Annotated in this window: 25 protein-coding genes; 22 read left to right on the top strand and 3 right to left on the bottom strand. The window is 66.6% G+C overall.

What is annotated here, in order from left to right:
- Nucleotides 1–57: 57 nt before the first annotated feature.
- Nucleotides 58–780, bottom strand: coding sequence for an SAM-dependent methyltransferase (locus A9Z05_RS25595; RefSeq protein WP_011544932.1), 723 nt, complete (start codon nt 778–780; stop codon nt 58–60).
- The gene (locus A9Z05_RS25590; protein ID WP_012328148.1) at nt 777–1,409 is read right to left on the bottom strand and encodes a Maf-like protein; all 633 of its coding nucleotides are present in this window, start codon (nt 1,407–1,409) and stop codon (nt 777–779) included. Before A9Z05_RS25590 ends, A9Z05_RS25595 begins: the two co-directional genes overlap by 4 nt.
- Before the next feature lie 230 nt (nt 1,410–1,639).
- Between A9Z05_RS25590 and A9Z05_RS25585 the strand changes: the two genes are divergently transcribed.
- From A9Z05_RS25585 to nagZ, 22 genes are all read left to right on the top strand, one after another.
- Entirely contained in the window at nt 1,640–2,275 is a 636-nt protein-coding gene (locus tag A9Z05_RS25585) for a DUF177 domain-containing protein (RefSeq protein WP_069620558.1), read from the top strand.
- A 98-nt stretch (nt 2,276–2,373) separates the two neighbouring features.
- Nucleotides 2,374–2,553, top strand: coding sequence for a 50S ribosomal protein L32 (gene rpmF, locus A9Z05_RS25580; protein WP_006051932.1), 180 nt, complete (start codon nt 2,374–2,376; stop codon nt 2,551–2,553).
- Nucleotides 2,554–2,682: 129 nt separating this feature from the next.
- Complete coding sequence (gene plsX, locus A9Z05_RS25575) at nt 2,683–3,789, top strand: phosphate acyltransferase PlsX (RefSeq protein WP_069620557.1); 1,107 nt, start codon at nt 2,683–2,685, stop codon at nt 3,787–3,789.
- A complete protein-coding gene (locus tag A9Z05_RS25570) occupies nt 3,790–4,779 on the top strand; it encodes a beta-ketoacyl-ACP synthase III (RefSeq protein WP_006476506.1) in 990 nt (329 codons plus the stop codon).
- Nucleotides 4,780–4,863: 84 nt separating this feature from the next.
- The gene (fabD, locus tag A9Z05_RS25565; RefSeq protein WP_069620556.1) at nt 4,864–5,796 is read left to right on the top strand and encodes an ACP S-malonyltransferase; all 933 of its coding nucleotides are present in this window, start codon (nt 4,864–4,866) and stop codon (nt 5,794–5,796) included.
- Nucleotides 5,797–5,832: 36 nt separating this feature from the next.
- Nucleotides 5,833–6,582, top strand: coding sequence for a 3-oxoacyl-ACP reductase FabG (gene fabG / locus A9Z05_RS25560; RefSeq protein ID WP_069620555.1), 750 nt, complete (start codon nt 5,833–5,835; stop codon nt 6,580–6,582).
- 144 nt (nt 6,583–6,726) lie between these two features.
- On the top strand, nt 6,727–6,966 hold the full coding sequence (acpP, locus tag A9Z05_RS25555; RefSeq protein WP_004197638.1) for an acyl carrier protein: 240 nt from the start codon (nt 6,727–6,729) through the stop codon (nt 6,964–6,966).
- Nucleotides 6,967–7,130: 164 nt separating this feature from the next.
- Nucleotides 7,131–8,363, top strand: a complete 1,233-nt coding sequence (gene fabF / locus A9Z05_RS25550; RefSeq protein WP_050011474.1) for a beta-ketoacyl-ACP synthase II — start codon at nt 7,131–7,133, stop codon at nt 8,361–8,363.
- 11 nt (nt 8,364–8,374) lie between these two features.
- Nucleotides 8,375–8,839 (top strand): hypothetical protein, encoded by a 465-nt coding sequence (locus tag A9Z05_RS25545; protein WP_069620554.1) that lies wholly within the window; start codon nt 8,375–8,377, stop codon nt 8,837–8,839.
- Between the two features lie 91 nt (nt 8,840–8,930).
- Nucleotides 8,931–9,530: an RNA polymerase sigma factor RpoE gene (gene rpoE, locus A9Z05_RS25540; protein WP_006490873.1), complete on the top strand. Its 600-nt coding sequence runs from the start codon at nt 8,931–8,933 to the stop codon at nt 9,528–9,530.
- An 86-nt stretch (nt 9,531–9,616) separates the two neighbouring features.
- Entirely contained in the window at nt 9,617–10,234 is a 618-nt protein-coding gene (locus A9Z05_RS25535) for a sigma-E factor negative regulatory protein (RefSeq protein WP_069620569.1), read from the top strand.
- 5 nt (nt 10,235–10,239) lie between these two features.
- A complete protein-coding gene (locus A9Z05_RS25530) occupies nt 10,240–11,292 on the top strand; it encodes a MucB/RseB C-terminal domain-containing protein (RefSeq protein ID WP_069620553.1) in 1,053 nt (350 codons plus the stop codon).
- 16 nt (nt 11,293–11,308) lie between these two features.
- A complete protein-coding gene (locus tag A9Z05_RS25525) occupies nt 11,309–12,799 on the top strand; it encodes a DegQ family serine endoprotease (RefSeq protein ID WP_069620552.1) in 1,491 nt (496 codons plus the stop codon).
- Between the two features lie 8 nt (nt 12,800–12,807).
- Nucleotides 12,808–13,044, top strand: coding sequence for a glutaredoxin family protein (locus A9Z05_RS25520; protein ID WP_069620551.1), 237 nt, complete (start codon nt 12,808–12,810; stop codon nt 13,042–13,044).
- A gap of 196 nt (nt 13,045–13,240) precedes the next feature.
- Complete coding sequence (lepA, locus tag A9Z05_RS25515) at nt 13,241–15,034, top strand: translation elongation factor 4 (RefSeq protein WP_069620550.1); 1,794 nt, start codon at nt 13,241–13,243, stop codon at nt 15,032–15,034.
- Nucleotides 15,035–15,050: 16 nt separating this feature from the next.
- Nucleotides 15,051–15,944 (top strand): signal peptidase I, encoded by an 894-nt coding sequence (lepB, locus tag A9Z05_RS25510; RefSeq protein WP_069620549.1) that lies wholly within the window; start codon nt 15,051–15,053, stop codon nt 15,942–15,944.
- Between the two features lie 154 nt (nt 15,945–16,098).
- A complete protein-coding gene (gene rnc / locus A9Z05_RS36445) occupies nt 16,099–17,322 on the top strand; it encodes a ribonuclease III (RefSeq protein ID WP_069620548.1) in 1,224 nt (407 codons plus the stop codon).
- A gap of 60 nt (nt 17,323–17,382) precedes the next feature.
- The gene (gene era, locus A9Z05_RS36440; RefSeq protein WP_069620547.1) at nt 17,383–18,282 is read left to right on the top strand and encodes a GTPase Era; all 900 of its coding nucleotides are present in this window, start codon (nt 17,383–17,385) and stop codon (nt 18,280–18,282) included.
- Nucleotides 18,269–19,105 (top strand): DNA repair protein RecO, encoded by an 837-nt coding sequence (recO, locus tag A9Z05_RS25495; protein WP_006476492.1) that lies wholly within the window; start codon nt 18,269–18,271, stop codon nt 19,103–19,105. The genes era and recO overlap by 14 nt, the downstream gene beginning before the upstream one ends.
- Complete coding sequence (gene pdxJ, locus A9Z05_RS25490; protein WP_069620546.1) at nt 19,102–19,878, top strand: pyridoxine 5'-phosphate synthase; 777 nt, start codon at nt 19,102–19,104, stop codon at nt 19,876–19,878. Before recO ends, pdxJ begins: the two co-directional genes overlap by 4 nt.
- Before the next feature lie 78 nt (nt 19,879–19,956).
- The gene (gene acpS / locus A9Z05_RS25485) at nt 19,957–20,403 is read left to right on the top strand and encodes a holo-ACP synthase (protein ID WP_069620545.1); all 447 of its coding nucleotides are present in this window, start codon (nt 19,957–19,959) and stop codon (nt 20,401–20,403) included.
- 16 nt (nt 20,404–20,419) lie between these two features.
- Complete coding sequence (nagZ, locus tag A9Z05_RS25480; RefSeq protein ID WP_069620544.1) at nt 20,420–21,448, top strand: beta-N-acetylhexosaminidase; 1,029 nt, start codon at nt 20,420–20,422, stop codon at nt 21,446–21,448.
- 170 nt (nt 21,449–21,618) lie between these two features.
- On the opposite strand, the gene A9Z05_RS25475 is transcribed toward nagZ, so the two are convergent.
- Nucleotides 21,619–23,004 carry a sigma-54 dependent transcriptional regulator gene (locus A9Z05_RS25475; RefSeq protein WP_050011458.1) on the bottom strand — a complete coding sequence of 462 codons (1,386 nt, stop codon included), beginning with the start codon at nt 23,002–23,004 and terminating at the stop codon, nt 21,619–21,621.
- Nucleotides 23,005–23,208: the final 204 nt, after the last annotated feature.

Raw genomic sequence — 23,208 nt, 5'->3', positions numbered from 1 at the left:
ATCGGCGGGCCGCGACGGCCCGCCTTTCATCTGGTGAGCTGATCGCCGTTCGCGGCATCAATTCGCCAGCAGCAGGAAGATCGCGGGGCGCTTGTGCAGATTCGGCGCAGGCGCCTTTTTCCAGTCGGCCACCGTGCGGCTCGCGATCGTCTCGGTTGCGAGGGTCAGGTCGGCCGCGACGCAGATCTGCGTCGACGGCGCGCAGGTCGCGACCAGCGTGTCGAGCATCGCGTGATTCCGGTACGGCGTTTCGATAAAGATCTGCGTCTGGCGCGCCTTGCGCGACAGTTGCTCGAGTTCGCGCAGCCGTTTCGCGCGCGCGGCCGCATCGACCGGCAGATAGCCGTTGAACGCGAAGCTCTGGCCGTTCAGGCCCGACGCCATCAGCGCGAGCAGGATCGAACTCGGCCCGACGAGCGGCACGACCTTCACGCCTCGCTCGTGCGCGCGGCGCACCAGCAGCGCGCCGGGGTCGGCGACGGCCGGGCAGCCGGCTTCCGACACGAGGCCGGCGTCCGCACCGGCCAGCACGGGCGCGAGCAACCGGTCGATGGCGCCGGCCGGCGTATTGACGTTCAGCTCGCTGATCTCGATTTCCTGGATCGGCCGCGTCGTACCGATCTTCTTCAGAAACGCGCGCGTCGTTTTCGCGTTCTCGCCGATGTAATAGCCGAGCGTGCCGGCGCGCGCCTGCACGGCGGCGGGCAGTACGGCGGCGAGCATCGATTCGTCGCCTTCGCCGAGCGTGTTCGGGACGAGATAAAGCGTGCCGGCGGTCATGCGCGGTCTCCTCGGGTGGTGGCAAACAGCGGGTAGTCGGCGGCGCGCAGCATCCGCGTGAGGGCGATCAGCGGCAGGCCGACGAGCGCGGTCGGGTCGTCCGAGTCGATCGCGTCGAGCAGCGCGATGCCGAGCCCTTCGGACTTCGCGCTGCCGGCCACGTCGTACGGCGTTTCCGCCCGCAGGTAGGCGTCGAGTTCGGCCTCGGGCAGCGAACGGAAGCGCACGTGCGTGACGATGTCCTCGACCTGCGCGTCGTCGGTGCGGCTGTCGTACAGGCAGAGCGCACTGTGGAATTCGACTTCGCGGCCCTGCATCGACACGAGTTGCGCGAGCGCTCGCTCGTGGGTGCCGGGCTTGCCGATCTGATGCCCGTCGAAGGTCGCGACCTGGTCCGACCCGATCACGAGCACGCCGTCCGGCGCGTCGATCGTCGCGGCCACGGCCCGCGCCTTCGCGCCGGCAAGCCGCAGCGCGGTCGCGGCCGGCGTTTCGCCGGCGAGCGGGGTTTCGTCGAGGTCCGGCGACACGACGTCGAACGGCACGCCAAGGCGCTCGAGGAGCGCGCGGCGGTAGCGGGAGCTGGAGGCAAGAATCAGCCGCGGCGGGCGGCAAACGGTATCCGGCATGGTCGGTTGGATCGGTGAGTCGTGAGGTGTGGCGCGGCGTTGCGCGGACGCAAGCTTAAGTGATTGACCGCAAAAGGTAAAACAGGTATGCTTTCCCGCTTTTCGTCGGCAGGCTTTCGTTGTGGTGGCGCCTGCCGGGTCTTCGGAAGTAAAGTACGTCATCCTTCGATGAGCCGTACGCGAGCGGTGCCAAGCCGGATCCGCAAGTCAGCCTGTAGGCAGGAGCGCACATGAACACTTCTTCTGGCAAACCTGCGGCGGCCCTCGATCCGCACGCGGTCGACCTGTTCGAGTTCGCCCGCAGCGGGCGGCAGGCGGCCGGGGCGGTGCGCCTCTCGCAGCTGCCGCGCATGTTAAACGAAGTGCCGGCGGACGCGCCAGATCGCGACACGGTGTTCACGTGGCAGGCGGAAGGGTTCACGCAGAAGGAGTTGCAGGACGACGGCGCCGACGGGCAGCAGCCGTACCTGCGCCTCGCGGTGCACGGCCATGCGTGGCTCACGTGCCAGCGCTGCATGACGCCGTACGACCAGACGTTCGACGTCGACATGACGTACCGGGTCGTCGCGACCGAAGAAGAAGCTGAAGAATTTCCGCTCGACGACGATGAAGCCGATGTGATCGTGGGCTCACGCCAGTTCGATCTCGTCGACTTGATCGAAGAGGAATTGCTGCTTTCGTTGCCGCTCGTGCCCAAGCACGAGGTTTGCCCGGCAGTTCACGAAAGCCTCGTGTCGGGCGCGAGCGGTCCCGCGGAAGAAACGGACGAGGAGTCCGACGAAGCCGGGGACGAAGGCAAACGGCCGAATCCGTTCGCAGCGCTGCAAGCGCTGAAGAAGGACGGTGACGGCACCAAGAAACACTAAGCAGTTGTGGCGCGGGAAGGCGTAAGGGCTTTGGGCCAGGGTAGTTAAGCGCCGGATCGGGCTGTGTTAGAATCCGGAAAATTATTTAGGAGTTAGTCATGGCAGTCCAGCAAAACAAGAAGTCGCCGTCGAAGCGCGGCATGCATCGTTCGCACGATTTCCTGACGGCAGCGCCGCTGGCAGTCGAGCCGAGCACGGGTGAAGTGCACCTGCGTCACCACGTCAGCCCGAACGGCTACTATCGCGGCAAGAAAGTCGTCAAGACGAAGAACGACTAAGCGTCAAGTCACGCGTTGCGCGCTACGCTCGCCGTTCGCGTGACAACTGGTTCGCTTGACACTTTCCTGGCTCAACAAAAAGGCGGCATTCAACTGCCGCTTTTTTGTGCCTGAAATTCGTCGCATTCCATGACCGTAAAGCTCACAATCGATTGCATGGGAGGCGACCACGGCCCGTCCGTGACCGTTCCTGCGGCAGTCAAGTTCGTCCGCGCGCATCCCGATGCGCACCTGATGCTCGTCGGCATCGAAAGCGCGATTCGCGCTCAGCTGAAGAAGCTGAAAGCTCTCGACGATCCCGCGTTGACCGTCGTGCCCGCCACCGAAGTCGTGGCGATGGACGACCCTGTCGAAGTGGCGCTGCGCAAGAAGAAGGATTCTTCGATGCGCGTCGCGCTCAACCACGTCAAGGAAGGCGCCGCGCAGGCCTGCATCTCCGCCGGCAATACTGGCGCGCTGATGGCCGTTTCCCGTTACGTACTCAAGACGCTGCCCGGCATCGAGCGGCCCGCGATCGCGTTCGCGCTGCCGAACCCGACCGGCTACACGATGATGCTGGACCTCGGCGCGAACGTCGACTGCGAGCCGCAGCACCTGCTGCAGTTCGCGGAGATGGGGCACGCGCTCGTGGCCGCGCTCGAAGGCAAGGAGCGCCCGACGATCGGCCTCCTGAACATCGGCGAAGAGGTCATCAAGGGCAACGAGACGATCAAGCGCGCAGGCGAGCTGCTGCGCGCCAGCACGCTGAATTTCCGCGGCAACGTCGAAGGCAACGACATCTACAAGGGCACCGTCGACGTGATCGTCTGCGACGGCTTCGTCGGCAACGTCGCGCTGAAGACGTCCGAAGGGCTCGCGCAGATGCTGTCGGACATCATCCGCGAGGAGTTCGGCCGTTCGCTGATGTCGAAGCTGATGGCGCTGCTCGCGCTGCCGGTGCTGATGCGTTTCAAGAAGCGCGTCGATCACCGCCAGTACAACGGCGCGGCGCTGCTGGGGCTGAAGAGCCTCGTGATCAAGAGCCACGGTTCGGCCGACGCCTACGCGTTTGAGTGGGCGATCAAACGCGGGTATGATGCCGTCAAAAACGGGGTGCTGGAGCGCCTCGCGCGCGCGATGGCGGATAATTCAGTGTCGCTCGGCGACGGCGGACACGACGCGGGCGGCGCGGGCCAGGCAAGCCCGGCCGCAGGCCATCACGCCGAACCTTCCGCTGCGCAATCCTCTAAAGCATAAATGGCCCAATCGACTCTCTATTCCCGCGTGCTCGGCACGGGCAGCTACCTGCCGCCCGACCGCGTCACGAACCAGCAGTTGACCGATCGTCTTGCGAAGGAAGGCATCGAGACCAGCGACGAATGGATCGTCGCGCGCACGGGCATCCATGCGCGCCATTTCGCCGCACCCGACGTCACGACGAGCGATCTCGCGCTCGAGGCGTCGCGTCGTGCGATCGAAGCGGCGGGCGTCGATCCGCAGTCGATCGACCTGATCATCGTCGCGACTTCGACCCCCGATTTCGTGTTCCCGAGCACCGCGTGCCTGCTGCAGAACAAGCTCGGCATCAAGAACGGCGGCGCTGCGTTCGACGTGCAGGCCGTATGCTCGGGCTTCGCGTATGCGATGGCCACGGCCGACAGCTTCATCCGCAGCGGCCAGCACCGCACCGCGCTGATCGTCGGCGCAGAGACGTTCTCGCGCATTCTCGACTTCAAGGACCGCACGACCTGCGTGCTGTTCGGCGACGGCGCGGGCGCGGTGATCCTGTCCGCATCGGAAGAGCCGGGCGTGCTCGGCAGCGCGCTGCACGCGGACGGCAGCTACTCGAACATCCTGTGCACGCCGGGCAACGTCAATCGCGGCGTGATCGACGGCAGCGCGTTCCTGCACATGGACGGGCAGGCCGTGTTCAAGCTCGCGGTCAACGTGCTCGAAAAGGTCGCGATCGAAGCGCTCGCGAAGGCGAATCTCGCGCCCGAGCAAATCGACTGGCTGATTCCGCACCAGGCCAACATCCGCATCATGACCAGCACCTGCCGCAAGCTCGGGCTGCCGCAGGAGCGCATGGTCGTGACGGTCGACCAGCACGGCAACACGTCGGCCGCGTCGATTCCGCTGGCGCTCGACGCCGCGGTGCGCGACGGTCGCATCCAGCGTGGCCAGCACGTGCTGATCGAAGGCGTCGGCGGCGGCTTCACCTGGGGTGCGTCGGTCTTCCGCTTCTGATCCGCGGCGCGCGACAAGCCGCGCGCGGATCCCGTCGGCGCGCCGTTCGTGCGCGCCGTCCGAATCGATTCAATTGGGGACGATATGAAATTTGCATTCGTTTTTCCGGGGCAGGGCTCGCAAGCGATCGGCATGCTCAACGCATTCGCCGATCTGGCCGTCGTGCGCGAGACGCTCCAGGAAGCGTCCGATGCGCTCAATCAGGATCTCGGCAAGCTGATCGCCGAAGGTCCGGCCGAAGAGCTGAACCTGACCACCAACACGCAGCCCGTGATGCTGACCGCCGCGTACGCGTGCTACCGCACGTGGCAGCAGGCAGGCGGCCCGGCGCCGTCGATCGTCGCCGGCCACAGCCTGGGCGAATACACGGCGCTCGTCGCGGCCGGCGCGCTCGCGTTCAAGGACGCGGTGCCGCTCGTGCGCTTCCGTGCGCAGGCGATGCAGACGGCCGTGCCGGTCGGCCAGGGCGGCATGGCCGCGATCCTGGGCCTCGACGACGACACGGTGCGCGCGGTATGCGCCGAAGCCGCGGAAGCGGGTGTCGTCGAAGCGGTGAACTTCAATGCGCCCGCGCAGGTCGTGATCGCCGGCAGCAAGGCCGCGGTCGAAAAGGCGTGCGAGATCGCGAAGGCGAAGGGTGCGAAGCGCGCGCTGCCGCTGCCGGTGTCGGCGCCGTTCCATTCGTCGCTGCTCAAGCCGGCGTCGGACCAGCTGCGCGACTATCTCGCGAGCGTCGACGTGAAGGCGCCGCAGATCCCGGTCGTCAACAACATCGACGTCGAGGTGGTCGGCGATCCGGCCGCGATCAAGGATGCGCTGGTACGCCAGGCCGCGGGCCCGGTGCGCTGGGTCGAATGCGTGCGGCACATCGCGGGCACCGGCGTCACGCACGTGATCGAATGCGGGCCGGGCAAGGTGCTGGCCGGCCTGACGAAGCGCATCGACGGCAACCTGGTCGGCGCGTCGGTGTTCGATCCGGCTTCGCTCGACGAAGCACTGAAGCTCGTGACCGCCTGACGCGGCGCCTTTCCTCAAGAGACGGATATTCGATTCATGGACAAGACTCTCGATAAACAGGTTGCGATCGTGACCGGCGCGTCGCGCGGCATCGGCCGGGCGATCGCGCTCGAACTCGCGCGCCTCGGCGCGACGGTCATCGGCACGGCGACGAGCGAATCGGGCGCCGCCGCGATCACCGCGGCGTTCGCGGAAGCGGGCGTCACGGGCCGCGGCGCGGTGCTGAACGTCAACGACGCGGCCGCCGCCGAGGCGCTGATCGATGCGACCGTGAAGGAATTCGGCGCGCTGAACGTGCTCGTCAACAACGCGGGCATCACGCAGGACCAGCTCGCGATGCGGATGAAGGACGAGGACTGGGACGCGGTGATCGACACCAACCTGAAGTCGGTGTTCCGCCTGTCGCGCGCGGTGCTGCGCCCGATGATGAAGGCGCGCGGCGGCCGTATCATCAACATCACGTCGGTGGTCGGCTCGGCCGGCAATCCGGGTCAGGTCAACTACGCGGCTGCGAAGGCCGGCGTGGCAGGCATGACGCGGGCGCTCGCGCGCGAGATCGGCAGCCGCGGCATCACGGTGAACTGCGTGGCGCCGGGCTTCATCGACACCGACATGACGAAGACGCTGCCGGAAGAACAGCAGGCCGCGCTCAAGACCCAGATTCCGCTCGGCCGCCTCGGCAGCCCGGAGGACATCGCCCATGCCGTCGCGTTCCTCGCATCGCCGCAAGCCGGTTACGTCACCGGCACGACGCTGCACGTGAACGGCGGCATGTACATGTCGTAACGGTTTTCGTTTACCATCCGCGCCGTATCCCGTTTTTCAGGCGGACCGGCGCTTGATCGACCATCAAGCCAACGCGCGTTTTGCCGTCAGCAAACCTGATAAAATGCGCGCACTTGTAAATCTGAACTTTCCCTCGGAGGGGTAATGGACAACATCGAACAACGTGTCAAGAAGATCGTCGCTGAGCAACTGGGCGTCGCGGAAGCCGAGATCAAGAACGAAGCTTCGTTCGTGAACGATCTGGGCGCCGATTCGCTCGACACGGTCGAACTGGTGATGGCTCTGGAAGACGAATTCGGCATGGAAATCCCGGACGAAGAAGCAGAGAAGATCACGACCGTTCAGCAAGCGATCGACTACGCTCGCGCAAACGTCAAGGCGTAAGCGCCTTTCGCGCTTGTCCGCCACGTCGCCGCGATCATCGCGATTGACGCGCCATCCTGCCGGCTTCGCGCCGGACGGACTAACAGCCACAGGGCTCGCAGGGCTGGTTCCTGTGGCCACTGTGGCTTTTGTTTTTGTCATCCAATAATGGAAAAGAGGTTACCGTGAGCCGCCGTCGTGTTGTCGTTACAGGCCTGGGGCTGATTTCGCCTGTTGGCAATAATGTTGCCGACGGCTGGGCCAATCTCGTCGCCGGCAAGTCCGGTATCGCCACCGTCACGAAGTTCGATGCGTCGAACCTCGCCTGCCATTTCGCGGGCGAAGTGAAGGGTTTCAGCGCCGAGGAGTACATCCCGGCGAAGGAAGCCCGGAACATGGATACGTTCATCCATTACGGCATCGCCGCCGGCGTCCAGGCCATCCGGGACAGCGGGCTGGAAGTGACCGAAGCCAATGCGGAACGCATCGGCGTGCTGGTCGGTTCCGGCATCGGCGGCCTGCCGATGATCGAGGATACGCACCAGACCTACGTCGATCGCGGCGCCCGCCGGATTTCGCCGTTCTTCGTGCCGGGTTCGATCATCAACATGATCTCGGGTCACCTGAGCATCATGTTCGGCCTGAAGGGCCCGAACCTCGCGGCCGTCACGGCCTGCACGACCGGCTTGCACTCCATCGGCCTCGCCGCGCGCCTGATCCAGGCCGGCGACGCCGACGTGATGGTCGCGGGCGGCGCCGAATCGACGGTGTCGCCGCTCGGCATCGGCGGTTTCGCGGCCGCACGCGCGCTGTCGACCCGCAACGACGATCCGGCTACCGCGTCGCGTCCGTGGGACAAGGACCGCGACGGCTTCGTGCTCGGCGAAGGTTCCGGCGTGATGGTGCTCGAGGAATACGAGGCGGCGAAGGCGCGCGGCGCGAAGATCTATGCGGAAGTCGCAGGCTTCGGCATGACGGGCGACGCGTACCACATGACCGCGCCGAACATGGATGGTCCGCGCCGCTGCATGGTCGCGGCACTGCGCGACGCCGGCATGAACGCCGACGAGGTCCAGTACCTGAACGCGCATGGCACGTCCACGCCGCTGGGCGACAAGAACGAGTCCGACGCGGTGAAGGCGGCGTTCGGCGAGCACGCGTACAAGCTCGTCGTGAACTCGACGAAGTCGATGACGGGCCACCTGCTGGGCGGCGCGGGTGGCCTCGAATCGGTGTTCACGGTGCTGGCGCTGCACAACAACGTGTCGCCGCCGACCATCAACATCTTCAACCAGGACCCCGAGTGCGATCTCGATTACTGCGCGAACACCGCGCGTGACATGAAGATCGACGTGGCCGTGAAGAACAACTTCGGCTTCGGCGGGACCAACGGCACGCTGGTGTTCAAGCGCGTCTGACGGCGAATCGCTTGACGAGTCCATTCGATGCTCCGGCCGGGCGTCCGCAGCGCTTTGCGTTGCGGGCCTCGGCCGTGTCGTATCTCGTGCTGGCCGCGTTCGTCGCGTCGGCTGCCGCATCGGCGTACCTGTTCTGGGCGCCGCGCGCGGGCGCTGCCGCCGGCGCAGGCGTGTCGGCCGTGACGGCGGCGCTGCTGGCCGTATGCGCGGCGCGGGCTTGCGCCCGCCGGCTGCCGGCCGAACTGCAAATCGATGCGTTCGGGGAGATTGCGGCGTTTGGCCGCACCGGGCGCTTGCTGGCCCGCGGCCGCGTGACGGGCCATGCGCACTGGAGCAGCCTGCTGCTGGTGCTGTCGGTCGGGCAGGGTGCCCGGCGCGCGCGGCCGCTGCTGATTCCGGCCGACGCGCTCGATGCCGCGTCATTCAGCGCGCTGTCGGTGCTGGCGAGAACGGCCGGGGCGGCGGCGCGAGCATGACGGCGGCGTGGTTACCGACCGTAACCAGCGGCCGGCGCCGGAACGCTACAATAACGCTCCGCGTTGCATCCCTAGTTAACGGATTTGTCAGGTGAGTGAAAAAGAAATCGATCAGGCTCTGGTCGAACGCGTACAGAAGGGCGACAAGGCGGCGTTCGAACTCCTGGTCTCCAAATACCACCGCAAGATCATTCGGCTGATCTCGCGCCTCGTGCGGGATCCCGCCGAGGTCGAGGACGTGGCCCAGGACGCGTTCATCAAGGCGTATCGTGCGCTGCCGCAATTCCGCGGCGAATCGGCGTTCTATACGTGGTTGTACCGAATTGCCGTCAACACGGCGAAGAACTACCTTGCGACGCAAGGCCGCCGGGCGCCGACCTCGACCGAGGCCGATGCGGAGGAAGCGGAAACTTTCTCCGACGCAGACCAACTAAGGGATATCAACACGCCTGAGTCGATGTTGATGAGCAAGCAGATTGCCGAGACGGTCAACGCTGCAATGGCTCTGCTGCCCGAAGAACTGCGCCAGGCAATCACGCTGCGCGAGATCGAGGGCCTGAGCTACGAAGAGATCGCGGAAATGATGGGCTGTCCGATCGGGACGGTCCGGTCGCGGATCTTCCGCGCGCGCGAAGCAATCGCTGCCAAATTGCGTCCGCTGCTCGATACGCCCGAAGGAAAGCGCTGGTAAGCGCGGCGGGCGGAACGACGCGGGTCGGGGTCTAGTTACGGATAGAGTCGTGAAGTCACGACGGGGTGTGCAAGATGGGGAGCATCATGGGGTCGGTCAATACGCAATCGCAAGCGTGCTCGCGCGGCGAGCGCCTTTCCGCGCTGGTCGACGGCGAAATGTTCGATGGCCCGGACCACGGGCAGTTTCTGGCTGAGCTCGACCGCGCGGATCGCGCCGTGTGGGCCCATTACCACCTGATCGGCGATGCGCTGCGCTCGGACGAGCTCGCGCTGCCGCCCGCGCTGAGCGTCGCGTTCACCGCGCGCATGTCGGCCGCGCTCGAAAGCGAGCCGCATCTGCTGGCACCGGCGGCCGCGCCGGTCGCGCGCAAGCTGTTGGCGCTGCGCCGCCGCGTCGTGCCCGCGTTCGCGGTGGCCGCCGCGGCCGCCACGCTGACGTGGATCGTCGTCCCGCAAATGCAGACGGCCGGGGCGCCGGGCGCCGTTCAGGTCGCATCGGCAGGCGCGCCGCAGAACGGCAACCTGCAGCGCGTGACGGTTGCGCAGGCATCGGCCCAGCCGGGCCTGCAGGACGTCAACATCATTCGCGACGCCAGCCTCGACCAATACCTTGAAGCGCACCAGCAATTCGCGCAGCAGCCCGTCGTCACGGGCTCGATGCCGCTGATCCGCGCTGCCGTGACCACCACGCCAGGCCAATAAACCCGATGCGGACATTGCAGTTGAATCACGCCATCTCCGGATGGAAGCGGCTGCCGGCCCTCCTGCTTTGCGCAGCCGCCCTGTTGTCCGTTCACTCCCTTCCCGCCAGCGCCCAGCAACCGGACGATCCCGTCGCGACCCGCAAGGGCGCCGCGGACTGGCTCGACCGCGTCCAGCAGGCCGCGCAGCAGCAGAGCTACGAAGGTACGTTCGTCTACCAGCGCGGCGGGTACGTGCAGTCGTCGCGCATCGCGCACGTCTCGTCCCGCGACGGCGAGTTCGAGCGGATCGAAACGCTCGACGGCAAGCCGCGCAAGCTGCTGCGGCACAACGACGAGCTGTACACGTTCGTGCCCGAGCGCAAGCTGTGCGTGGTCGAGCGCCGTCAGACGCGCGACTCGTTCCCCGCGCTGCTCGGCGCGAGCGGCGAGCACGTGATGTCCGTCTACGATGCGAAGTCGCTCGGCAAGGACCGCGTGGCCGGGATCGACGCGCAGGTCGTCGAGCTCGTGCCGAAGGATGCGTACCGTTTCGCGTACAAGCTGTGGGCCGATGCGCGCACCGGGCTGCTGCTGCGTTCGCAGACGCTCGACGCGAACGATCGCGTGCTCGAACAGATCGCGTTCTCACAAGTGCAGACGGGCGGCGCAAGCGGCGACAAGGCCGCGATCGCAGCCGGCATGCGCAACCTGAGCGGCTGGACGGTCGTGCGCCCGCCGGTCGCGACGGTCGACATGGAAGCGCAGGGCTGGCAGCTTGCGCCGAGCGTCGCCGGCTTCCAGAAGATTCGTGAAGTGCGCCGGCCGATGGCCGCGCGCGATGCGGGCGATCCGCCGATCCCGGTCGATCAGGCCGTCTTCACCGACGGCCTCGCGACGATCTCGGTCTTCATCGAGCCGGCCGAGAAAAATACGCGCAAGGAAGGCGCGGGCAGCACCGGCGCGACGCACGTTCTCGTGAAGCGCCGCGGCGACTACTGGATCACCGTGCTCGGCGAAGTGCCGCCGGCAACGTTGCAGCAGTTCGCGTCTGCCATAGAATACAAGGCTTCCAAGTAACGCTACGGCTTCCGACATGACGAAACTCACGCTGCGCAAAGTGCTCGCGGCGGCGGCGCTGTGTGCCTGCCTGCCGCTCGTCCCGCAAACCGCTGTCGCTGTCACGCCTCCCGCTGCCAGCCTGCCCGATTTCGCCGACCTCGTCGAAAAGGTCGGCCCCGCGGTCGTGAACATCCGGACCACCGCGAACGTGCCGGTACCCGGCCCGCGCGGCGTGCTCCCGCCAGGCTTCGACAACGGCGACATGTCGGAATTCTTCCGGCGCTTCTTCGGCATTCCGCTGCCGCAGGCGCCCGGCAACGGCGGCAGCCCGAAGAACGCGCCGGCGCCGGACAATGGCCCCGACACCGAGCAGAACCGCGGCGTCGGCTCGGGCTTCATCGTGTCGGCCGACGGTTACGTGATGACCAATGCGCACGTCGTCGACGATGCGGACACCATCTACGTGACGCTGACCGACAAGCGCGAATTCAAGGCGAAGCTGATCGGCGTCGACGACCGCACGGACGTCGCGGTCGTCAAGATCCAGGCGTCGAACCTGCCGGTCGTCGCGATCGGCGATTCGAACAAGGTGCGCGTCGGCGAGTGGGTCGTCGCGATCGGTTCGCCGTTCGGCCTCGACAATACGGTCACCGCCGGCATCGTCAGCTCGAAGAGCCGCAACACGGGCGACTATCTGCCGTTCATCCAGACCGACGTCGCCGTGAACCCCGGCAACTCGGGCGGCCCGCTGATCAACATGCAGGGCGAGGTGATCGGCATCAACTCGCAGATCTACAGCCGGACCGGCGGCTTCATGGGCATTTCGTTCGCGATTCCGATCGACGAGGCGATGCGCGTGGCCGACCAGTTGAAGGCGACCGGCAAGGTCACCCGGGGCCGGATCGCGGTGGCGATCGGCGAGGTGACGAAGGACGTGGCCGACTCGATCGGGCTGCCGAAGGCCGAAGGCGCGCTCGTCAGCAGCGTCGAGCCGGGCGGCCCGGCCGACAAGGCCGGCATCCAGCCGGGCGACATTATCCTGAAGTTCAACGGCCGTCCGGTCGATGCGGCGTCGGACCTGCCGCGCATGGTCGGCGACACGAAACCCGGCACGAAGGCGACGGTCAGCGTGTGGCGCAAGGGCCAGGCACGCGATCTGCCGATCACGATCGCGGAAACGCCGGCCGAGTCGACGGCGAAAGCCGAGCAGCGCAAGAACGCGCCGCAGAAGCCGCGTCAGACCAATTCGCTCGGCCTGACGGTCAGCGACCTGACGGCGGAGCAGCTGAAGACGCTGAAGCTGAAGAACGGCGTGCAGATCGATGGCGTTGACGGCCCGGCCGCCCGTGCGGGCCTGCAGCGCGGCGACATCGTGCTGCGCGTCGGCGACACCGACATCACGAACGCGAAGCAGTTCGCCGACGTGACCGCGCAGCTCGATCCGCAGAAGGCGGTCGCGGTGCTCGTGCGGCGTGGCGACAACACGCAGTTCGTGCCCGTGCGGCCGCGCGCGACCCAGAAGTAACGCGGCCGATGTTCACGCTCTACGGCCGCGGCTGGTGCCACCTGTGCGACGACATGCGCGACGCACTGGCGCCGGTGGCGGCCGAATTCGGCGTCGCGGTCGACTACGTCGACATCGACACCGATGCGGCGCTCGTCGCGCGTTACGACGAGGATGTGCCGGTGCTGCTGCTGGACGGCGCGGAAGTGTGCCGCCATCGGTTCGACGACGCGCGGGTGCGCGGCGCGCTGGCGGCCCGGCGTTGAGCCTGGCCTGCCGCGGGCCCGTGCCGCTTCATACGGGGTTTGATCCGGCGGGCGCCGTGCCGGCTCCCGCGGGGCGGGCGTCCGAAATCCCGCCCGGCGTAAGCCTTTTCGGCTAAAATAAGCCGTTTTTTCACCGACTTACACAAGGCGTGCTCCGCAGTCGTCGAGCGCGCCTTTTTCGCTTGATCGGCACTGAATGGATCATATTCGCAATTTCTCGATCATCGCGCACATCGACCATGGCAAGTCGACACTCGCGGATCGCATCATCCAGGTATGCGGTGGCCTCGCCGACCGTGAAATGGAAGCGCAGGTGCTCGACTCGATGGATATCGAGCGCGAGCGCGGCATCACGATCAAGGCGCAGACGGCCGCGTTGTCCTATCGCGCACGCGACGGCAAGGTCTACAACCTGAACCTGATCGACACGCCGGGGCACGTCGACTTCTCGTACGAGGTCAGCCGTTCGCTGTCCGCGTGCGAAGGCGCGCTGCTGGTCGTCGACGCGAGCCAGGGCGTCGAGGCGCAGACGGTCGCGAACTGCTATACGGCGATCGAGCTCGGCGTCGAGGTCGTGCCCGTGCTGAACAAGATCGACCTGCCGGCCGCGAACCCCGAGAACGCGATCGAGGAGATCGAGGACGTGATCGGCATCGACGCGACCGACGCGACGCGCTGCAGCGCGAAGACGGGCCTCGGCGTGGAAGACGTGCTCGAGTCGCTGATCGCGAAGGTGCCGCCGCCGAAGGGCGATCCGGCCGCGCCGCTGCAGGCGCTGATCATCGATTCGTGGTTCGACAACTACGTCGGCGTCGTGATGCTCGTGCGGATCGTCAACGGCACGCTGCGTCCGAAGGACAAGATCAAGATGATGGCGACCGGCGCGCAGTATCCGGTCGAGCACGTCGGCGTGTTCACGCCGAAGTCGCGCAATCTCGAGTCGCTGTCGGCCGGGCAGGTGGGCTTCATCATCGCCGGTATCAAGGAACTGACGGCCGCGAAGGTCGGCGATACCGTCACGCACGCGACCAAGCCCGCCGCCGAGCCGCTGCCGGGCTTCAAGGAAGTGAAGCCGCAGGTGTTCGCGGGGCTGTATCCGGTCGAGGCGAACCAGTACGACGCGCTGCGCGAATCGCTCGAGAAGCTGAAGCTGAACGACGCATCGCTGCAGTACGAGCCGGAAGTGTCGCAGGCGCTCGGCTTCGGTTTCCGCTGCGGCTTCCTCGGGCTGCTGCACATGGAAATCGTGCAGGAGCGGCTCGAGCGCGAATTCGACATGGATCTCATCACGACCGCGCCGACGGTCGTCTACGAGGTCGTGCAGAGCGACGGCTCGACGATCATGGTCGAGAACCCGGCGAAGATGCCGGAGCCCGGCCGCATCGCCGAAGTTCGCGAGCCGATCGTCACCGTGAACCTGTACATGCCGCAGGATTACGTCGGCTCGGTGATCACGCTGTGCGAGCAGAAGCGCGGCTCGCAGATCAACATGCAGTATCACGGCCGCCAGGTGCAACTCACGTACGAGATCCCGATGGCCGAGATCGTGCTCGACTTCTTCGATCGCCTGAAGTCGGTGTCGCGCGGCTACGCGTCGATGGATTACGAGTTCAAGGAATACCGTTCGTCGGACGTCGTGAAGGTGGACATGCTGATCAACGGCGACAAGGTCGACGCGCTGTCGATCATCGTGCACCGGTCGCAGTCGCAATACCGCGGCCGCGAAGTCGCCGCGAAGATGCGCGAGATCATTCCGCGCCAGATGTACGACGTGGCGATCCAGGCCGCGATCGGCGCGCACATCGTCGCGCGCGAGAACATCAAGGCGCTCCGCAAGAACGTGCTCGCGAAGTGCTACGGCGGCGACATCACGCGGAAGAAGAAACTGCTTGAGAAGCAGAAAGAAGGTAAGAAACGCATGAAGCAGGTGGGTTCGGTCGAGATCCCGCAGGAGGCGTTCCTCGCGATCTTGCGCGTCGAAGACAAATAACAGGACTGATCCTTTTATGAATTTTGCGCTGATTCTTTTTGTGCTCGTCGTCGTGACGGGCGTAGCGTGGGTGTTGGACAAACTGGTGTTCCTGCCGCGGCGTCGCAAGGCGGCCGATTCGGCGATCGAGGAGTTCGATCGCCAGCAGTCGCGCATCGACAAGCGTTTCGCGGACGAAAACGCGGCGCAGACGCGTTCGAAGCTGCGTGACGAAAAGCTGCGCCAGCCGTGGTGGCTCGAGTACACGGCGAGCTTCTTCCCGGTGATCCTGGCCGTGTTCGTCGTGCGTTCGTTCATCGTCGAGCCGTTCAAGATTCCGTCGGGCTCGATGGTCCCGACGCTGCTCGTCGGCGACTTCATCCTCGTCAACAAGTTCGAGTACGGGCTGCGCCTGCCGGTCACCAATACGAAGATCACGCAGGGCAGCCCGCTGTCGCGCGGCGACGTCGTCGTGTTCCGCTATCCGAAGGACGAGTCGGTCGACTACATCAAGCGCGTGATCGGCCTGCCGGGCGACACGGTCGCGTACCAGGACAAGCAGCTGACGATCAACGGCCAGCCGGTGCCGGAAACGCCGCTGCCCGATTTCTTCGACGACGAGCGCCAGAATTACGCGAAGCAGTTCGAGGAAACGATCGGCAACAAGAAGAACGCGATCCTCAACAACCCGGCCGTGCCGCCGTTCGTGATGGGCGCATACGACTATCCGTATCGCGACAACTGCACGTACAACAGCCGCGGCGTGATCTGCAAGGTGCCGCCCGGTCACTACTTCATGATGGGCGACAACCGCGACAACAGCGCGGACAGCCGCTACTGGGGTTTCGTGCCGGACCAGAACATCGTCGGCCGCGCGTTCTTCATCTGGATGAACTTCGGCGACCTGAAGCGCATCGGTTCCTTCAACTGACCGCATTCGATTCATCCGCAATACGCGACGCACGGGCCGCGTCGCGTATTGCCGAACGACTTTAAGAACCGGCGGTAACACCGCCTCGTCACGCCTTTTCGTGTCCGGCCGTGCCGTTTCGGCCCGACCGGGCGCCCGCGTTATACTCCTGCACATGCCCTCATCCCAGTTGGAAAGCCGGCTGCGCTACGAATTTCGCAATGCGGAATTGTTGCGCCAGGCTTTGACCCATCGCAGTCACAGTGCCACGCACAACGAACGGCTCGAGTTTCTCGGCGATTCCGTTCTGAATTGCGCGGTGGCCGCCCTTTTGTTCCAGCGTTTCGGCAAGCTGGATGAAGGCGACCTGTCGCGCGTACGCGCCAACCTCGTCAAACAGCAGTCGCTGTATGAAATTGCTCAGGCCCTGAATATCTCGGACGGCCTGCGGCTGGGCGAGGGCGAGCTGCGCAGCGGCGGGTTCCGTCGCCCGTCGATCCTCGCGGACGCATTCGAAGCCATCATCGGGGCCGTGTTCCTCGATGGCGGCTTCGAAGCCGCCCAAGGGGTCATCAAGCGCCTCTATATCCCGATTCTCGACCACATCGATCCGCGCACGCTCGGCAAGGACGCGAAGACGCTGCTGCAGGAATACCTGCAGGGGCACAAGATAGCGCTGCCGACCTATACGGTCGTCGCGACGCATGGTGCGGCGCACAATCAGCAGTTCGAGGTCGAGTGCACGGTGCCGAAGCTGGACGTGAAGGTAGCGGGCTCCGGCGCGAGCCGGCGCGCGGCCGAGCAGGCCGCCGCGAAGAAGGCGCTCGACGAAGTGATGGCGGCCGCGCCGATGCTGACCGCGAAGCCGAAGCGCTCGAAAAACGCGCGCGGGTCCAAGCATGTCGAGCCCGAAATCGTGCCGGGCGTGAAGGGCGTGCAGGAAGCGCTCGACCTGCGCTCGCCCGAGCGGAAGGAACGTGCGACGGCGCGCGAGGCCAGGGCGGCCGGCGCGGTGCCGGCGGCAACCGCTGCGGCTGCGGGCGCCGAGCCGGCCGTCGCGCCGATGGCCGCGATTCGCGCGGCGCATGTCGAGCCGGCAACGGACAAGGGCGAACGGGCGGCGAAGCCGGCGACCGACAAGGTTGCCGACAAACCGGCCGAGCGGGCCGACAAGGCCGCGGAAAAGCCCGCCGAGGCCGCGCCGCGCCCAGCCGACAGGCCGGCCGGCCATGCGGCCGATCCGGCATTGTCGTCGGCCGACAAACCTGCCGCGGGCGCCGATTCCGCCACGCGCACGCCGGCGCGCGCACGCGATGCCGCGTCGCCCGACGCCGAAACGCCGCCCGGCGGCGCGAGCCTGGCTGCCGCGCAGGCGCGCGTGGCCGATGCCGATCACTGAATTGCCCATCGATCGTGCCGCGCGCCGCGCGGCCGTTTCCGAACCTGTCTCCCAAACGATATGAACACTCCCGCTCCTACCGGTTTTCGTTGCGGCATGATCGCGATCGTGGGCCGTCCGAACGTCGGCAAGTCGACGTTGATGAACGCACTCGTCGGCCAGAAGATCAGCATCACGTCGCGCAAGGCGCAGACGACCCGTCACCGCATCACCGGCATCAACACGTTCGACGACGCGCAATTCGTGTTCGTCGACACGCCCGGCTTCCAGACCCGTCACAGCACCGCGCTGAATCGTTCGCTGAACCGCGCGGTCACGTCGACGCTGACGTCGGTCGACGTGATCCTGTTCGTGATCGAGGCCGGCCGCTTCGGGCCCGACGACCAGAAGGTGCTCGACCTGATCCCGCCCGGCATGCCGACGCTGCTGATCGCGAACAAGATCGATCGCGTGAGCGACAAGGCCACGCTGTTCCCGTTCATGCAGAAGGTGAGCGGGCTGCGCGAGTTCACCGAGCTCGTGCCGCTGTCGGCGCAGAAGCCGGAGGACATCAAGCGCCTGCTGGACACGATCAAGCCGTACCTGCCGGAAGGCGAGCCGATCTACGGCGAGGACGAGCTGACCGACCGCAGCTCGCGCTTTCTCGCGGCCGAAATCCTGCGCGAGAAGGTATTCCGCTGGACCGGCGACGAGCTGCCGTACACGAGCACCGTGCTGATCGACAAGTTCGAGGAGGAGGGGCGCCTGAAGCGCATCTTCGCGACGATCCTCGTCGAGCGCGATTCGCACAAGGCGATGGTGATCGGCAAGAAGGGCGAGAAGCTCAAGCAGATCAGCACCGAGGCGCGGATGGACATGGAGAAGCTGTTCGACGGCCCCGTGTACCTCGAGACCTTCGTGAAGGTGAAGAGCGGCTGGGCCGACAACGAGGCGGGGCTGCGTGCCTATGGGTACGAATGACGCGCTGACGTCGACCGAGGACGCGGTGACGGCCGGCGCGAACGACGCGCCGCTACCGGCACCGCCCGAACCGCCGCGCAAGGCGCGGCGTGCGACGTCTCGCACGTCCGATTTCCGCGTCGCCGAGCAGCCGGCGTTCGTGCTGCACAGCTATCCGTATCGGGAAACGAGCCTGATCGTCGACGTGCTGACGCGCGACCATGGCCGGCTCGCGCTCGTCGCGAAGGGCGCGAAACGCCCGCACTCCGCGTTGCGCGGCGTATTGCAGACCTTCCAGCCGCTGCTGCTGTCGTGGTCGGGCAAATCCGAGGTGCGCACGCTGACGGGCGCCGAGTGGGTCGGCGGGATGCTGCCGCTCGGCGGCGACGGGCTGTTGTGCGGTTTCTACGCGAACGAGCTGCTCGTGAAATTCTGCGCGCGCGAGGATCCGCAGCCGCCGCTGTTCAATCATTACGTGCTGACCCTCACGCGCCTCGCGCACGGCGAGCCCGCCGTGCAGGTGCTGCGCTCGTTCGAGCGCGTGCTGCTGCGCGAGACCGGCTATGCGATGGCGCTGAACCGCACGGTGGCCCGCCGCGCGGTCGAACCCGAGCGTCGCTACGTGTTCGATCCCGAGCGCGGCGTGCGCAATGCGGACGACGACGTTCCGTCGCACTGGCCGGTCATCACCGGGCAGACGTTGCTCGACATGGAGCAGGACGATTACCATCGAGCCCAGACGGTCGCGCAGAGCAAGACGCTGATGCGCTTCCTGCTGAACACCTATCTCGGCGGCACGCCGCTCGCCACGCGTCAGATCCTGATCGACCTGCAAAACCTATGAGCTTCTTCCTGACCACGCCCACCGCCATCGACCTTGGCGTGAACATCGACCACGTGGCGACGCTGCGCAACGCGCGCGGCACGCGCTATCCCGATCCGATCCGCGCGGCGCTCGCCGCCGAAGAGGCCGGTGCGGATGCGATCACGCTGCACCTGCGCGAGGATCGTCGTCACATCGTCGACGCCGACGTGCGCGAACTGCGCCCGCTGCTGAAGACGCGCATGAATCTCGAATGCGCGGTGACGGCCGAGATGCTCGACATCGCGTGCGAAGTGCGTCCGCACGACGCGTGCCTCGTGCCGGAGAAGCGCGCGGAGCTGACGACCGAAGGCGGTCTCGACGTGGCCGGCCACTTCGAGGCCGTGCGCGCGGCGTGCAAGCAGCTTGCCGACGCGGGCGTACGCGTGTCGCTGTTCATCGACCCGGAGGATACGCAGATCCGCGCCGCGCACGAAGCCGGCGCGCCGGTGATCGAGCTGCATACGGGCCGCTACGCCGAAGCGCACGACGAAGCGGAGCAGCAGCGCGAATACGAGCGTATCGTCGCGGGCGTGCAGGCCGGCGCGCGGCTGGGCCTGAAGGTCAATGCGGGCCACGGGCTGCACTACACGAACGTGCAGCAGATTGCCGCGATCGACGGCATCGTCGAGCTGAACATCGGCCACGCGATCGTCGCGCATGCGATCTTCGCGGGCTGGGACAACGCGGTGCGCGAGATGAAGGCGATCATGGTCGCCGCACGCGTCGCCGCGCTGCACGGCGGCGCGCGGTGACGATGCGAGGCTGCGCCACGTACGCCGTGTGCGACGCGCCTGACCCGGTCTCGCCGGGTTGCCCCGGCGGAGACTGACATGGCGATCTACGGCATCGGTACCGATATCGCACAGGTGAGCCGCGTCGCGGCCGTGCTCGAACGCACGGGCGGCCGGTTTGCCGAGAAGGTGCTCGGCCCCGACGAACTGCGCGTGTTTCACGCGCGGCGCGCACGCTCCGAGGCGCGCGGCATCGCGTTTCTCGCGACGCGTTTCTCCGCGAAGGAAGCATTCTCGAAGGCGATCGGGCTCGGCATGCACTGGCCGATGACGTGGCGCGCGCTGCAAACCCTGAACCATCCGAGCGGCGAGCCGTACGTGGTCGCATCGGGCGAGCTGGCCGAGTGGCTGGCCGCGCGCGGCATCACGGCGCGCGTGACGGTCAGCGACGAACGCGACTACGCGGTGTCGTTCGTGGTCGCCGAAACCGACGCTGAAACGGCCGCCGCGCGTGCCCTCGCACCTGTTTCCCGAACCCCCTCCTGATGGAATTCCCGATTCGATGAAAACGACTCCCGGCCCGGTCATGCTCGACGTCGTCGGCACGACCCTGTCGCGCGACGATGCGCGGCGCCTCGCGCATCCGAATACCGGCGGCGTGATCCTGTTCGCGCGGCATTTCCAGGATCGTGCGCAACTGACCGCGCTGACCGACGCGATCCGCGCGGTGCGCGAAGACATCCTGATCGCCGTCGATCACGAAGGCGGGCGCGTACAGCGGTTCCGCACCGACGGCTTCACGGTGCTGCCCGCGATGCGCCGCCTGGGCGAACTGTGGGATCGCGACGTGCTGCTCGCGACGAAGGTCGCGACCGCCGTCGGCTACATCCTGGCCGCCGAATTGCGCGCGTGCGGGATCGACATGAGCTTCACGCCCGTGCTCGACCTCGACTATGGGCACTCGAAGGTGATCGGCGATCGTGCGTTCCATCGCGACCCGCGCGTCGTCACGCTGCTCGCGAAGAGCCTGAATCACGGGCTGTCGCTCGCCGGCATGGCGAACTGCGGCAAGCATTTTCCCGGGCACGGCTTCGCGGAGGCCGATTCGCACGTCGCGCTGCCAACCGACGACCGCACGCTCGACGCGATCCTCGAGCAGGACGTCGCGCCGTACGACTGGCTCGGGCTGTCGCTGTCCGCGGTGATTCCCGCGCACGTGATCTACACGCAGGTCGACAAGCGGCCGGCCGGGTTCTCGCGCGTGTGGCTGCAGGACATCCTGCGCGGCAAGCTCGGCTTCACGGGCGCGATTTTCAGCGACGACCTGTCGATGGAGGCTGCCCGCGAGGGCGGCACGCTCACGCAGGCCGCCGACGCCGCGCTCGCGGCCGGTTGCGACATGGTGCTCGTCTGTAACCAGCCGGACGCGGCCGAAGTCGTGCTGAACGGCCTGAAGATGCAGGCCTCGGCCGAGTCGGTGCGGCGCATCAAGCGGATGCGCGCGCGCGGCAAGGCACCCAAGTGGGACAAGCTGATCACGCAACCCGAGTATCTGCAGGCGCAGGCGCTGCTGAGCAGCGCGCTGGCGTAAGCGGACAGGGATGGCGCGCAGCGCGCCGTTCCGGTCGCCCCAAACGAAAAGCCGCGCAATAGCGCGGCTTTTTTATGGGCTGCGACGGCCCGATCGTACGGTCGACGGACCGAATTTGACCGCAACTAACGGTCAGATCCGGCCGCCGCCCGCATTCAGGCGCCCGCCGCTCAGTTCACCTTCATCCGCTGCAGCTTGTTGTACAGCGTCTTCGGGCTGATGCCGAGCAGGGTCGCCGCACGGTGGCGCGTCCCGCCGACCGCGTCGAGCGTCGCGCGGATCAGCAGATCCTCGACGTCCGACAGCGGCGTGCCGACCTTGATCTGCACGCTGCTGCCGTTCAGCGCGGCGCCGGCGGAGAAGCTGGCCTCGCCTGCACGCAGCGTCTCGATGAAGTCGCCCGATGCGTCGTACGCGAAACGCACGCGTTCCTGCAGTTCGCGCACGTTGCCCGGCCATTCGTAGGACAGGCAATCGCGCACGAAGCCCGGCGCCGCGCGCTTGTCGGTCGTGCTGCGGCCGGTCGCGCGCGCTTCGCGGTTCAGTTCGTCGATCTGCGCGTCCGCGATCGCGAGCGCATCGCCGTCGCGCTCGCGCAGCGGCGGCATCGTGATCGACGCCGCGTCGAGACGCAGCCACAGATCCTCGCGCAGCGTGCCGTTCGCCACCGCTTCGCGAGCCGGGCGGCGCGTGGCCGCGATCAGCCGGAAATCGCTGGTGATCGAACTCGTGCCGCCGATCCGCATGAAGTTCTGCGAATCGAGCGCGTGCAGCAGCGCTTCCTGGAGCACGAGCGGCAGTGCGGTGATTTCGTCGAGGAACAGCGTGCCGCCGCCGGCCTGCTCGAACAGGCCCGATTCGCGGCGCTCGGCGCCGTCGAACGCGCCGCGTTCATGGCCGAACAGCACGCTGTCGAGCGACGCGCCGTGCCGGCCGGCCTGCGCGAGCATCCGGCAGTCGAACGAGACGAACGGCCCCTTGCGGCGCCGGCTCAGTTCGTGCAGCGTGCGCGCGGCCAGCTTCTTGCCGGTGCCGGCTTCGCCCGAGAACAGCACGGCCGTTTCGGTGCGGGCGTTGTGCTCGATCATGTCGTACACGTGCTGCATCGCGTCGCTGCGGCCGACGAGCGCGCCGAAGCGGCCGAGATGGCGCAGCGATGCACGTAGCGACTGCACTTCGTCGATCAGTTCGTACGGGCGGGGAATCCGCGCGAGCAGGCTGCGCAGGCGCGGAATGTTGATCGGCTTCAGCAGGTAGTCCCAGATGCCGTGACGCAGGCCCTCGATGGCGCTCTCGACCGTCGCGTTGCCGGTCAGCACGATCACGGGCAGCGAGCCGTTCGGCTGTTGCTGCGGCAGGTGCTGGAGCAGGTCGAAGCCGCTGCCATCAGGCAGGTTCAGGTCGACGAGCACGACGTCGGGGATCGAGCGGCCGAGCGCCGTGCGCGCTTCGGCGAGCGACGTGGCCGTGTCGACCGAGAAGCCGTCTGCGGCGAGCAGTGCGGTGAGGCCTGACAGGCTGTTGGGATCGTCTTCGACAATCAGGGCGTGTGGCATGGTGGACGCGAGTCGAGTCAAGAGAGGCGGGCTGTCGGCCAGCGGACCGCAGCCGCATGTCGGATTAAAGATTGATTTTATGCCCCACCGAACGCGTCACGCGCATTATTTCTCCGGCGCTATAAAACAGTTACCGATGATACAAATTGAATATCTTTACCGGTGGCTTTTGTGCTGCTTCTGGCGCCGAGTTGTGGCAGCTGT

It is taken from the genome of Burkholderia sp. A2 (genome assembly GCF_001729305.1).
GTDB classification, from domain to species: Bacteria; Pseudomonadota; Gammaproteobacteria; order Burkholderiales; family Burkholderiaceae; genus Burkholderia; species Burkholderia sola.
The sequence above is the reverse complement of the archived record's forward strand: the minus strand, read 5'-3'. Positions and strand labels throughout refer to the sequence as shown.

Coding starts and splice junctions, on each gene's coding strand:
- A9Z05_RS25595 (WP_011544932.1), bottom strand. CDS start 780: ATGACCGCCGGCACGCTTTATCTCGTCCCGAACACGCTCGGCGAAGGC.
- A9Z05_RS25590 (WP_012328148.1), bottom strand. CDS start 1,409: ATGCCGGATACCGTTTGCCGCCCGCCGCGGCTGATTCTTGCCTCCAGC.
- A9Z05_RS25585 (WP_069620558.1), top strand. CDS start 1,640: ATGAACACTTCTTCTGGCAAACCTGCGGCGGCCCTCGATCCGCACGCG.
- rpmF (WP_006051932.1), top strand. CDS start 2,374: ATGGCAGTCCAGCAAAACAAGAAGTCGCCGTCGAAGCGCGGCATGCAT.
- plsX (WP_069620557.1), top strand. CDS start 2,683: ATGACCGTAAAGCTCACAATCGATTGCATGGGAGGCGACCACGGCCCG.
- A9Z05_RS25570 (WP_006476506.1), top strand. CDS start 3,790: ATGGCCCAATCGACTCTCTATTCCCGCGTGCTCGGCACGGGCAGCTAC.
- fabD (WP_069620556.1), top strand. CDS start 4,864: ATGAAATTTGCATTCGTTTTTCCGGGGCAGGGCTCGCAAGCGATCGGC.
- fabG (WP_069620555.1), top strand. CDS start 5,833: ATGGACAAGACTCTCGATAAACAGGTTGCGATCGTGACCGGCGCGTCG.
- acpP (WP_004197638.1), top strand. CDS start 6,727: ATGGACAACATCGAACAACGTGTCAAGAAGATCGTCGCTGAGCAACTG.
- A9Z05_RS25535 (WP_069620569.1), top strand. CDS start 9,617: ATGGGGTCGGTCAATACGCAATCGCAAGCGTGCTCGCGCGGCGAGCGC.
- A9Z05_RS25530 (WP_069620553.1), top strand. CDS start 10,240: ATGCGGACATTGCAGTTGAATCACGCCATCTCCGGATGGAAGCGGCTG.
- A9Z05_RS25525 (WP_069620552.1), top strand. CDS start 11,309: ATGACGAAACTCACGCTGCGCAAAGTGCTCGCGGCGGCGGCGCTGTGT.
- A9Z05_RS25520 (WP_069620551.1), top strand. CDS start 12,808: ATGTTCACGCTCTACGGCCGCGGCTGGTGCCACCTGTGCGACGACATG.
- lepA (WP_069620550.1), top strand. CDS start 13,241: ATGGATCATATTCGCAATTTCTCGATCATCGCGCACATCGACCATGGC.
- lepB (WP_069620549.1), top strand. CDS start 15,051: ATGAATTTTGCGCTGATTCTTTTTGTGCTCGTCGTCGTGACGGGCGTA.
- rnc (WP_069620548.1), top strand. CDS start 16,099: ATGCCCTCATCCCAGTTGGAAAGCCGGCTGCGCTACGAATTTCGCAAT.
- era (WP_069620547.1), top strand. CDS start 17,383: ATGAACACTCCCGCTCCTACCGGTTTTCGTTGCGGCATGATCGCGATC.
- recO (WP_006476492.1), top strand. CDS start 18,269: ATGGGTACGAATGACGCGCTGACGTCGACCGAGGACGCGGTGACGGCC.
- pdxJ (WP_069620546.1), top strand. CDS start 19,102: ATGAGCTTCTTCCTGACCACGCCCACCGCCATCGACCTTGGCGTGAAC.
- acpS (WP_069620545.1), top strand. CDS start 19,957: ATGGCGATCTACGGCATCGGTACCGATATCGCACAGGTGAGCCGCGTC.
- nagZ (WP_069620544.1), top strand. CDS start 20,420: ATGAAAACGACTCCCGGCCCGGTCATGCTCGACGTCGTCGGCACGACC.
- A9Z05_RS25475 (WP_050011458.1), bottom strand. CDS start 23,004: ATGCCACACGCCCTGATTGTCGAAGACGATCCCAACAGCCTGTCAGGC.